10 protein-coding genes and 2 pseudogenes are annotated in these 11,220 nt (G+C 65.1%); 4 read left to right on the top strand and 8 right to left on the bottom strand.

Going from position 1 to position 11,220, the window contains the following annotated elements:
- Positions 1-52: 52 nt before the first annotated feature.
- A pseudogene (locus tag ACCQ03_RS14310) lies at positions 53-452 on the top strand (GFA family protein).
- Complete coding sequence (locus ACCQ03_RS14305) at positions 449-1,252, top strand: DUF4349 domain-containing protein (RefSeq protein ID WP_057677471.1); 804 nt, start codon at positions 449-451, stop codon at positions 1,250-1,252. The pseudogene ACCQ03_RS14310 and the gene ACCQ03_RS14305 overlap by 4 nt, the downstream one beginning before the upstream one ends.
- 191 nt (positions 1,253-1,443) lie before the next feature.
- Here the strand turns inward: ACCQ03_RS14305 and ACCQ03_RS14300 are convergent, their stop codons facing one another.
- The 4 genes from ACCQ03_RS14300 to ACCQ03_RS14285 all read right to left on the bottom strand — a co-directional run bounded on the left by ACCQ03_RS14300 (position 1,444) and on the right by ACCQ03_RS14285 (position 4,887).
- On the bottom strand, positions 1,444-1,737 hold the full coding sequence (locus ACCQ03_RS14300) for a hypothetical protein (protein WP_005912915.1): 294 nt from the start codon (positions 1,735-1,737) through the stop codon (positions 1,444-1,446).
- A 76-nt stretch (positions 1,738-1,813) separates the two neighbouring features.
- Positions 1,814-3,148: a DUF2867 domain-containing protein gene (locus tag ACCQ03_RS14295; RefSeq protein WP_244663985.1), complete on the bottom strand. Its 1,335-nt coding sequence runs from the start codon at positions 3,146-3,148 to the stop codon at positions 1,814-1,816.
- A 117-nt stretch (positions 3,149-3,265) separates the two neighbouring features.
- A complete protein-coding gene (locus ACCQ03_RS14290) occupies positions 3,266-3,580 on the bottom strand; it encodes a metalloregulator ArsR/SmtB family transcription factor (RefSeq protein ID WP_017157135.1) in 315 nt (104 codons plus the stop codon).
- A 314-nt stretch (positions 3,581-3,894) separates the two neighbouring features.
- Complete coding sequence (locus ACCQ03_RS14285; RefSeq protein WP_209226024.1) at positions 3,895-4,887, bottom strand: LysR substrate-binding domain-containing protein; 993 nt, start codon at positions 4,885-4,887, stop codon at positions 3,895-3,897.
- Between the two features lie 170 nt (positions 4,888-5,057).
- On the opposite strand from ACCQ03_RS14285, the gene ACCQ03_RS14280 reads away from it, so the two are divergent.
- Positions 5,058-5,945 carry a DMT family transporter gene (locus tag ACCQ03_RS14280; protein ID WP_039570296.1) on the top strand — a complete coding sequence of 296 codons (888 nt, stop codon included), beginning with the start codon at positions 5,058-5,060 and terminating at the stop codon, positions 5,943-5,945.
- A 44-nt stretch (positions 5,946-5,989) separates the two neighbouring features.
- Here ACCQ03_RS14280 and ACCQ03_RS14275 read toward each other — a convergent pair whose 3' ends face one another.
- A complete protein-coding gene (locus ACCQ03_RS14275) occupies positions 5,990-6,961 on the bottom strand; it encodes a peptidylprolyl isomerase (protein ID WP_209226026.1) in 972 nt (323 codons plus the stop codon).
- A 70-nt stretch (positions 6,962-7,031) separates the two neighbouring features.
- Complete coding sequence (locus tag ACCQ03_RS14270; RefSeq protein WP_017157139.1) at positions 7,032-7,274, bottom strand: DUF378 domain-containing protein; 243 nt, start codon at positions 7,272-7,274, stop codon at positions 7,032-7,034.
- Positions 7,275-7,643: 369 nt separating this feature from the next.
- Between ACCQ03_RS14270 and ACCQ03_RS14265 the strand changes: the two genes are divergently transcribed.
- Positions 7,644-7,955 (top strand): DUF1328 domain-containing protein, encoded by a 312-nt coding sequence (locus ACCQ03_RS14265; RefSeq protein WP_209226028.1) that lies wholly within the window; start codon positions 7,644-7,646, stop codon positions 7,953-7,955.
- Positions 7,956-8,038: 83 nt separating this feature from the next.
- On the opposite strand, the gene xopN is transcribed toward ACCQ03_RS14265, so the two are convergent.
- A complete protein-coding gene (xopN, locus tag ACCQ03_RS14260) occupies positions 8,039-10,240 on the bottom strand; it encodes a type III secretion system effector XopN (protein ID WP_209226030.1) in 2,202 nt (733 codons plus the stop codon).
- A 714-nt stretch (positions 10,241-10,954) separates the two neighbouring features.
- Positions 10,955-11,218, bottom strand: a pseudogene (locus tag ACCQ03_RS14255) (hypothetical protein); the annotation flags it as partial.
- Positions 11,219-11,220 lie beyond the last annotated feature (2 nt).

Here is an 11,220-nt window from a genome sequence, read left to right as displayed (position 1 = left end):
TCCGGTTCCCGGGCGCCGCCTCGCTCCTCAGGCTGCGCGTAGACGCAACATCATGCTTGCCACCCGCACGGTGGCCTGTTCCAAGGAGGATCACATGCACTATGCCGGTAGCTGTCATTGCGGACGCATCGCGTTCGATCTGCAGACCGAAGCGCCCATCACCGAGGTCTACGACTGCAACTGTTCGCTGTGTCGCCGCCGCGGCGGCTTGCTCTGGTTCGGCGCGCGCACCCAGCTGCAGCTTCAGGCCACGCCGGAAGCTGTCGGCAGCTACCGTTTCAACCAGCAGCACATCGATCACCACTATTGCCCGCAGTGCGGGATCGCGCCCTTCAGCGAAGGCCTCAATCCCAAGACCGGCGAAAATGGGCGTCGCGGTCAATGTGCGTTGCCTGCCGGCCCTGGATCTTGCCGGGCTGCAGGTGCATGCCGTCGACGGAGCCAGCCGATGAGCCGCGCCATGCAGCGGTACGCCACCGCGATGCTGCTGGGATGGGCGCTATGCGGGTGTGCGAAGCATCACGCAGAGATGGCGGCCGATGGCGGCGCTGCGGCGCCGGCACCGCCCGCCGCGCAGAGCAATGCGTTGGCCTACGAGCACGATGTGCGGATCGAGCTGCCTGCCGACCAGATCGGCCAGCGCATCGCCGCGATACGCACTGCCTGCCAGGGCGCGCAGTTCGGCGACTGCGCCTTGCTGGCGGTCGAGCAGGAAGGTGGGCGCGACCCCAGTGGGCGCGTCAGCGTACGGCTGGCGCCAGACGGGATCGAACCCATGGTGCAGTTGGCCGGCCAGCATGGCGATGTCGCCGCGCGTAGCACGCGGGCCGAAGACCTGGCGCAGCAGATCGCCGACACCAGCCTGGCGCAGGCCCGGCTGCAAAAAGAGCATGCGCGCCTGCTGGAATTGCAGCAGCGCCGCGATCTGGCGGTGACCGATCTGCTGGCCCTGTCCAAGCGGCTGGCCGAGATCGAGGCCGAAGCGCAGCAGACCCAACAGCAAGCCGCGCAACAGCAGCGTCGGGTGCGCACGCAGCTGCTGACGCTCAATTTCAGCAGCACCGGTGGCGAGCAGGGCAGGGGCGAGATCGCAGAAGCCGCTGCCGAGTTCGGCGAGGTGTTTTCCAGCAGCGTGGCATTCGTTATCCGCGCAGTGGCGGCGCTGCTGCCGGTGGCTGTGGTCGCACTGATCGCCGGCTGGTTGTTGCTGCAGGCGTGGCGCTGGCGCGTACGTCGGCGCCGGATGTCCTGATGCACCGCAGCTGCGCGGTACTGGCGCGCAGCTGCGGGGTCATTCGATTTGATGTTGCATGCGGCGTGCGTTGTCAGTGCTGGGCGCACGCGGCTCAAGCACGCAGCACATGCCAACGCGCAGCAGACGCGTCACAGCGTCACCTGCTATCCAGCCGGGCAGTCATGTGCGGCAAGTAGGTTGAGCCTGGCTCAACCTTCGTCGACTTCGTATTCCACAAACACATCCAGCTGCAGCGCCAGCTCTTGCACTGCGTCACGTACCTTCTGCGCGGTAGCCTCGTTGCCGGCTTCCACTTCGAACTCGTGGCTGCCCGGACCTTCGTCGTCCGACAGGCCTGCTGAGCTGGAATCTTCGTCGTCCAGGTGCGGCATCAGGTCGTCCACTTCTTCTACGTGCTCGATGCCGTCGATGCTTTGCAGCAGGTTGGCAATGGCACGCGCGTCGTCGTCGGTGCCGGTGATGCGCATGCGCAGGGTAGGCATGGGAGTATCCTGTGGATTGGGGACATCAAGCCTAGGCATCGCCAGGACAAAACCAGGTGACGGTGCGCTGCTCACATCACGCCGGCTGTGCCGGCCATGCCTGGCGTGTGACCGGGTCGGAATGCATTACCCGGCTCACTGCGGCGCGCAGCATCGTCGGCATGACGTAGTGGTGATGCGCGTGATGGATGCAGGCCATGTAAATGCGGCCAAACCAGTTGCGGCAGCTCACCCGTGTGGCCATCGTCAGCTCGATCTCGTGCGTGCCGACCCGACGCAGTGCCACCGACGAGCGGAAGCGCAGATGTTTGTCGTCGGCGCCCAGCACGATCTGCACTTGCTGCCCATCGGCGTCGCTGCGTTGTGCCAGCACCGGGAAGCGCCCGGCGAAACGGTGCGCTGCGCTCGGGTCGAGCAACGAAGACACCGGGCAGCCTAGATGCGAGGTGCGTAGTCCCAATGGCTTGACCATCAGGTTGCGCAGACGCATCAAACCGCTCACGCCGCCCGGCGGCTGATCGATGAATGCCTGCAGCAAGTCGCACATCAGGCCTTGCAGGCTGTCGCTGCGCAGTTGGCGTGTGTCCAAACGCAGCTGATGGGTGTCCTGAAAATGCACCTGCCCGCCCAACTGCTCGCGCAGCAATGCATCGGCCGGCAGTGCCTGCAGCGAGCGGATCCGTAGCGGTGCCACACGGGTGGCGACAAATCCGGGGCGGCGGGTACGCGGCGGCAGCTGGCGGATGCGCCCGCTCCAGCGGCGCGCACGGCCACAGACGCGCTGCTGCCAGCTCTGCGGTTTGACGTGCAGCGACAGCGACACGGTAGGTACATCCGCCGCATGAAAGGCATTGGACTGCAGCAGCGCCGCGACGGGAGGCGGCAGCAGCTCGGTCAAGCTGGCAATGGTCGCCGTGCCTTGCGTGACCAAGGCTTGCTGCTCGGGGCTCAAGTCGCCGCCGGCTTCGTCCGGATGGCAGGACAGCGCAAAGAACGCCGAGTGTGGCGCGTTCCGCTGCGAAGGTACGAACTGGTGCCACGTTCCGCCGCCGAAGCGCACCGTAAACAGGCTGTCGCCGGGCAGATCCACGTAGCGCAACGCCTGCAAGAAGGCCCGCGGGTCCCGACGCACCTGCTGCGCCGACGCGGTGGAAAAGCGCAGTTGTGCACCGCCGCTTCCGGTGATTGCGGTGAACACGCGATTGCCGGCATGGCAGTGAAACGGATGCCCCTGCGGCCCGACCGGAAACGAAAATAGCGAGGCACGATCGTCATGGCCGAAGTCGGGTGCGGACAGCTGCGCCGACGGTTCATCCAGGGCATCGTGGTGCGCAGGGTGGCATCGCTGCCGTTCGCCGGTCTGCGCAATCAAGCTATCGCCTGCGCCTGGGTCCAGTTGCGCGATCAGCATCACCTCGACCGGGCGGCCACCGCTGTACGAGGGCAGCGATACACGTGGAAAGCTTGTGTCTGCGACGATCCGTTGGGGGTCCATGGCATGTCCTTGCAGCAGAAGTCGAGTGGAGGATCAGCGGGTCTTTTTCGCCAGCTTGCGCGACTCGCGCTGCAGCGGGCCTGCCTTGGGACAGACCTCGAATGCGAAGCCGCTGAGCGTATTGACCATGTTGTCGGGCGTCAGCCGATACACCACGAATTGGCCGCGGCGCTCGCTGCTGACCAGCCCGGCCGCAGACAGCACGGAGAGATGGCGCGAAATTGCTGGTGCGCTCATCGCAAACCGTTCGCCGATCTGTCCGGCAGTCAATTCCTGCGCAGACAGGTAGGCCAGGATTTCCCGGCGTGGCCGGGAAGCCAGGGCTTCGAAAATGCGATCGATGGACATGGATGGGGTTAGCTAATTAACGAATTAGCTAATTAATGATCTTGATGGGGCTGGCTGTCAAGCGATTTATGCAGCGTCGCTCAGGGCGTGTTTGTCGCTCTCTCCTGCAGGGCGCCGATGCAATGCTTGCGCGCCAATGGCGCGCGCGCTCTTGGCGCGGGCAAGGGCGCGGCACGGGGCGGAGGTGAGGGGACGGGGCGAACCCGCAAGTGCAGCAGGCTCCACTACCGCGCTCTTACCGTCATCCGCCCCTGCGGCGCACCTTTTCCCCTAGCGCGAAGGGGCAGCAAAATCTTCGAGATCCCCGGGTGATTTCATTTCGCCGCCGATGCGCTAGGCAAACGTCGCCGCGCACGCGGCTCCTGTACATCTTCGCTCCGCGGCAACGCCACCAGCTCGGCAGGCAGTGCCGGCATCGGGGTGCGTTCGTCCTGTGCTTCGCGCTTGAGCCAGTCGATGAACAATGCCGCGGCCGGGCTGAGCTCGCGGTGGCTGGGGTGCACGATGTAGTACGCGTAACGCGCCTTGAGCGTGGGGCCGGGCAGGCGTACCAGTTCGTAACGCTGCAGGTAGGGCTGGGCGATGTGCTTGCGCGCCAGCACCGCGCCCAGGCCATACACGGCGGCGCGCATCGCGTCGGTGCTGTCGTTGAAGGTGTGCATGGGCGGCACGGTGGTACCGCGGACCTGGGCTGCGCGGAACCAGTCGCGCCACCCCTGCGGCGACATTTCGGTCAGTAGCGGCAATTGCGCGATCTGTGCCGGCGTGCGCAGGGCAGCCACTTCCGGCAACGACGGCGAGGCCACCGGGAACAGCTCGTCGTCCATCAGATGATGCGAGGTCAGTCCGGGCCATGCGCCTTGGCCATAGCGAATGCCCAGGTCCGGGCCGCCTTCTTCGAAACGCGAAAACGCCGTATCTGATTGCAGGTCCATGCGGATATGCGGATAGGCGCGGCAAAAACGCGGCAGCCGCGGCAACAACCAGCAGTACGACAGCGACCGCAACGTGGTGACGCGCAGTGGAATGGCATCTTCGCGCGGATGCAGGTTGCCGGCGACCGCAGCAATCTCGGCGAGCGCGGCGGTGGCCGCATCGGCCAGCTGGCGGCCTTCGGCGGTGAGCTTGACGCCGCGCGGTAGCCGCTGGAACAAGGTCGCACCCAGCAGCGCTTCGAGCTTGCGCACATGGTGGCTGACTGCGCTGGCGGTGAGGTGCAGTTCTTCGGCGGCGTGGGCGAAGTTCTGGTGGCGGGCGGCCGCGGCGAACACGCCCAGCGCAGGCAACAGGGTAGGGCGCAGATTCATCGAGGCATGAGTGAGATTTGTGGCTCGCCCCGATACTACGCGCTTGTCGCGCCCATGGCGGCAACCGATGCTGCGTCATCCCTTCGCGACGATCGTGCCATGTCTCTTTGTCTGCCTGCTGCTGTCTTCTGCCGTTTCATTCCTGCATGGCACGGTTCGGGAGCACGGCCATGAGCGCCCAATCTCCGGCGCAGGCGGAGCTTGCGGTCCACCACTGGCGCACGCCGCTTGAGCTTGGTTTCTTGGGCGTCGTGTGGGGCTGCTCGTTCCTGTTCATGCGCGTGGCCGCGCCCAAGTTCGGCACCGTGGCACTGGTGGAAATTCGCCTGGCGCTGGGTGCGTTGGTGCTGCTGCCATTCCTGTGGCTGGCACGCGAACGTTTCCCGTTGCATCGCTGGCCGATGCTGGCGGCAATCGGTGTGCTCAACTCGGCGTTGCCGTTCTTGCTGTTCGCTTGGGGCGCGCAACATGCACCGGCGGCAGTCGGGGCGATCTGCAACGCGATGACGGTGCTGTTTACCGCGCTGATCGCCTTCCTGTTTTTCGGCGAACGAATCGGCACGCGTCGCGCACTGGCGTTGCTGGTGGGGTTTATCGGCGTGCTGGTGTTGGCCACCGGCAAATCCGCCGGTTTGAGCGTCGGGCCGGCAGCGCTGGCTGGCGCAACTGCCTCGCTGCTGTACGGCATCGGCTACAACCTGGTGAAGCGCCATATGGGCGATTTGCCGCCTGCTGCGTCGGCGGCGTCCACCCTGGGCTGCAGTGCGCTCTTGCTGGCGCCCTTGGCCTGGTGGCAATGGCCGACCACGCCGGTGCCGGCGCTGGCGTGGGCCTGCGCCACCGCGCTGGGTGTGGTGTGCACCGGGCTGGCGTTCTTGATGTATTACCGGCTGATCCAGCGCATCGGCCCGGCCCGTGCGTCCACGGTGACCTATCTGGTGCCGGTGTTCGGCGCGCTGCTGGCATGGTCGCTGCTGGGCGAACCGCTCACCTGGACCATGCTGGTCGCCGCGGTGCTGATCCTCGGCAGCGTCGCCTTCAGCCAGCGCGCCCGCTGAGCGGACGCGACTCGCTTTTTCGATTCCCGATTCCCGATTCCGATTCAACCCGCCGGCGGTGCACGTACCGGCAATGGCACATTGCACAGGTCGATGTGCCCGGCCGGGCGCTTGTAGAAATCGTCCTTGCGGTTGCGGCGCGCCTCGACCACGTCGCGAAAGGTCTGGCTGTCGGTGCGCAGCAATTGCAGCGGTGTGCGCTCGGGCGCAGGCACTTCGCTGGCCAGCCGGATCGCGCGGATCGGCGCGCGTTGTGCGGGGTCTTCGTAGAAGCCCATCGGGTCAGGGCCGCGCGGCGTCACGCTGAGCAATTCCATGCCTTTGACCACACGCCCGACCACGGTGATGTTGCGATCCAATTGGCGCGGCGATTGCCTGGTGACTACGTACAGTTCGGCGCCGATGCTGCTGTCTTCGTCGTTGTTGCGGCCTGCGCCCAGGGTGCCGTAGCAATGCGCCAGCCAGGTCTTGCCGGTGGCCGTGTCGCGGCCGACCGGGAAGCCGTCGACAAAGCCCACCTGCGGCGCCCAACCATCGCTATCGGGTAGGCGCTGGAAATCCAGGCCCTGCGAGGGGCGTTCGAATTCGGCCGGCAGATGCGTCTTGGCCGAGCCCAGCGATTTGGCCTTGGCCGGCGTCTCGCCATCAGGGTCGCCGAACTGCACCACGAAATTGTCCTGCGAGCGATAGATGCTCAGCCCGTCCCAGAAGCGCTCATGTGCCAGCGTGCGAATGTTGGCGACGTGTTCCGGCGCGAATTGCGGCGCCAGCTCGATGATGACCCGGCCGGCATCCAGCTCCAGGTACAGCGTGCGGTCCGGATCGAGCGCGCGCCAGGCACTGGTCGGCGAGCTGTCGAGAATCTGTTGCGGGCTACGGTAAGCCGCGTTGGCGGCTGCGGGTAACAGCAGGGCGAGCAGGCAGGCGGAAGCAACAGTGCGCAGGAGCATGAAGGCAGCCAGAAGGGAGGTGTCTGCGATTCTTGCCGACCACGCGCCCGGACGCAAAGCATGCATCGCATGGCATGACGCCGACGCAGCGCGTCGGCGTCATGTGCAGATGCGCAGACCTGCCGCGGGCAGGAGATTACGGATTGTTGCGCACGTGCGGGCTGGTGTGATGCTCGGCGGTGCCATGGTTGTTGCGGAACAGCGGTACCAGCTGCCACAGCGCCGAGACACCCACCAGCGTGTAGACCACACGCGACAGCAGCGCGTCCTGTCCGCCGAACAGTGCGGCAACCAGATCGAACTGGAACAGGCCGACCAGCCCCCAGTTCAATCCGCCGACGATAAGAAGCACCAGAGTGATGACGTTGATCGTTTTCATGAACGCATTCCATGTGGGTTGGGAGGCCCCAGACTCCGCATGCCCCAGCGAGCAGGCCGTGAGCGTCGCCCACTGGCGGCCTGCGTTGCACACATGTCGCTCACATTCGCCGGCCACGCGTGCGGTGTCTGCGCGCTTGGGCAGCGGTCGCCAGCCGCACGATGGCCGAGGATCGATGCCTTTGGCAGAGCGGCGACGATCCGACGCTCATAGGGGCGATCTCGCGTCGTTCAGCGCCGAGGCGAACGATGCAGCGGTGTGCATGTTCGGCCTGATGCTGCCCTGATCCGGCACTGAGTCCGCTTCGGCATCCGCGCGCCAGCGCGGCCGCCGAGGACGCCGTACATCCATCGTCGATCGACATCGACAATGGATAAGGTCGCGTCCGGTGCGGCGGCTGGCTTCGCACGCATGGCCGGCGCGGCGATGGGGATCGCCAAGTTCCTGTTCTGGGCGGGCATCATCATCGCCATCGTGCTGTTCGTGCTGGGCATGACGTCGCGTCCATCGACTGCGTGGCTGGGTGGAGCCCATCGCCGAGCGGCCTTCGCACACAGCGCTGACGTGCACCTGCGCTGCGATGAACAATCGGGCGACTCAAAACCCTCGGCATCTTGCGAACAAAGCCCGCATCGGGACGCTGTCTGCATGCCGGCAGTGCGTGTGGTTCAGGCTTGCTGACCCATGCCTTCGTCCCGCGCCCGGGACACGTCATGCGGCATGTTGCAGGCAGGCACGGCCCTGCAACATGCCGGATGATCACCTCACACCAAGTCCTTGGAGTGTTTGCCGGCCATGCGCGCGAACTCGTGGAGTTCCACCCCCAAGTTCCGAGCACTCTTGGACCGGGTTATCTCGTCGTTCGTCTGCCCCAGCCTCGATCGGTTCGGGCTACTCGGGGCCGAAACATGTTCCCGGCGCGGTGGTGCCGCCTTGGATGTCGATGGCAAATCCTGTGGCTGGCTGGAAGAGGCGCTTGCCTCCTGCGCAGGCAACGCTCTTGCCGCTGCTAGCAGCGCTTCAACGTCATTGCCCTCCAACAAGGCGTTGACTGCCTTGCTGGCCTTGGTCGCACGGCGCTGGGAGAGCGTTTCATGCATCGCGCCCATGACGCCGCGGCTTACCTGCTTGCCCAGCCCGATGTCGGTGCTTCCCTCGCGACGGTTGTTCTTGATGGTGATGGCGGTGTGCTGGTTCAGGGCGCCAACGGTGGCCATGCCTCCGGATATCGCCGACACCGCCAGGCTTTGCGCGACCGGAACATTGCGGGTCCCGCCCTGGGCGGCCGAAACGAGTTTGCTGATCACCGACGATGCGGCGCTGCCCAGGAAGACCAGATGGAACATCTGGCCGATGCGCTGTGCGGTTTGCGCGGTGAACTCGAGATAGTTGTACTTCTTGGCGATATCGCTGAACAGCTGCTGCGACAGCACAGATTTTTCGGCACCGATAAGCAGCTTGGATGCGGTGCCGTTCGGGTCGATTTGGTCGAGCCTGCCCTCACGCAATGCCTCAAGGTCGTTGCGCAGCAAGCGCAGGTCCTGCATTGCCTTGCTGGCGTCGCCGGCCTCGATGTCGCGGTCGTCTGCCGTGATTGCGCCGTGCTGCGCATCCTCTGCTGTCACCGCATCCGCCAGCAGCTTCTCCAGCTCGGCGACCCCGGCGGTGACGCGCTTGACCAGGGCTTGGGTGGGCGACTGGATCAGGCTGCGTAGTTTGTCGGCCTTGATGTCTTCTGCGCTGACCGCCGTGCCGCTGGCCAGCTTCTGCTTGCCTGCGGCGGTCAGTACGTCGGCGTACAACAGGTTGAGCTTGTTGTTGGCTTCCTGCTTGGCTTGCTCGTCGAAACCGGCGGCCACATGTTGTGCAGCCGTCATCAACATCGCGCCAACGGTCTGCGCCGTCGGCGACAGCGCAAGCATCGCGCCTGTCTTGCTGAGCAGCCCCAGCGTGCTGGCGACCGGCGAACGTAAGATGCGTGGAATGGCCTGCCAGCGGTTGCCTTGCCACTGGCGATCGTGCGCGCCCTGGGTCATGACGAAATCATGCTGGGCCTGGTGCAGATCCTTCTCTGCTGTCAGCAAGACCTCGGCTGCCGCTGCGCGTTCTGCATGTGGGGAATTTGGATCACGCTGGATCTCGCGAAACCTGTCGCAGGCGTTGGCGAACGTTTCGATCTTTTCCTCGAGGGCGCTTGCCAGTTCGGGGAGCCAGTGCTTGTCATTGATCTGCTTCTTGTCCGGCACGATGACGTGAGCGCCGTGTTCGCGAATCGACTCGCACAGGCTGACAACCGCCGATTGTTGGCCGGCATTCACAGGTGCGGCGACCAGCATGGTCGCCAGGCCGAACCCAGCGCCCGCCCAGGGTTGGCGTGTCGCATAGTTAATCCACGGCGAGACGATGTACTGCATGGCATTGGTGAGGAAGCTGCCGCTCGGGTTGGGCAGGCCGGAGAGCAGTGCGGTGCGCCGCAGGGTGGCCACGTCGTTTTCGTTCAGCCCCTGCGCCTTGTACCAATCGCTCACATCTTGTTCGCTGATGCGGCTGACCAAGTCCGCATGCGTGGCCGCGCGTGCCTGCGCACCCGTGGTGCCGGGCGATTTCATCGGCCTGAGCCTGCTGATCAGATCGGCCGCCAAGTCCGGTGCGATTGCGCGTGCATTGTCCGAGGCCAATTGCTGACGAAGCCGTGCCAGCGTCGCCTTGGTTGCAGTCGATGAGGTGACCGGTTGCGGAGCGAGGGCCTGGGCGTCTTGCTCGGGCCTGGCTAGCAGCGCCCCTAACGTGGTTCCGCTATTGCGCCTGACGGGCGCGCGCCCAAGTGGGCTGAGTGCGGGATCAGGCGCGGATTGCGGGATGACCGCCGCAGAGGTGGAGGCAATGGCGAGCTCTGTTTCCTGAATCTCAGGCGAGTGCGTCCTCGCACTGCGGCTGGCCGGATCGACGGATGCGGATGACTTCATCGGGATATCTCCTGACGTGGATACGGCAGATAGATTGCTTGCGTACCAGACGATTGGTGCGCATCGCATGGGATTGCATCGCAGATGCCGTGGAACCTTCCACCCTTGGCGAGGTTCCTGGTGCAATCCTGAGCCTGCCGGTAGTGATGGAGGCGAGGTGGTGAATGCACTGCGCGAAAATTGAACTACCAGAGCCCTATGCCGCCTGTCTGCACAGCAGATCTTCTATCGCCGTACGCGAACCAAATGAGGTTCCGAGACGGCGCTTGGTCCGCATCAATGTGGCGTACGTGACAGAGCGCGGTCTTTTTAAAGGCGCTGGAGTTCGGCCGTTGGCCGGTCTCTGTCTCGTCAGCAATCTCCCGGATGCCTGTCCATGGCGAGCAGGTCGGCGCGGGTGCAGGCCAACACGGGTGCTGCGCTTCAGGGCTGCCGCAGCGGACCGCATGCTAAGCGAGGTCATTCGAGACGGGTATCACCTGAGGTGCCGAAACCCCTGTGTCCACTACAGCCTTCATAGCTGACTTGAGTAAACAGGCAAGCGTGCGCATTTAGCGAGTGACGTCAGGCTCGCGCTTCGTGCGTTGCGCCGGCGATTCGCGCTTTTTTTGCGGCGATTGGGCGCTGACAGTGACACTGCTCGGGTCTGGCGAATGATTCGCCGCCAAGACAGGGCAGTGGCGTCCGGAAGCGGGCGAATCCTCCCGCGCTGCATCAGCGCGCGCGGAGCGCCAGCATCGCGCTGGACGGCATCCAGGCGACCGGCAGGTGGCTTCTTCTTCTGCGACGCAGCGGTCTTGCGCAGCGCGTTGTGGCGCCGCTTGCAAACGCCTGAAGGCGCAACTGCGTGCAGGTCTGAAGGATCGCCCGTTTGCAGAGCCGTCGGACGAGCAGCTCGCAGTGCAGGCGGAAAACGTGCAATGGGCGGATACCCGTTTGCAGGAGCGTATTGAAGCGTTCGGTGCGGGCGCCGCCTAGGG

The organism is Xanthomonas sp. NCPPB 3569, from assembly GCF_041475645.2.
GTDB classification, from domain to species: domain Bacteria; phylum Pseudomonadota; class Gammaproteobacteria; order Xanthomonadales; family Xanthomonadaceae; genus Xanthomonas; species Xanthomonas phaseoli.
This window is presented reverse-complemented; position numbering and strand designations above follow the sequence as displayed.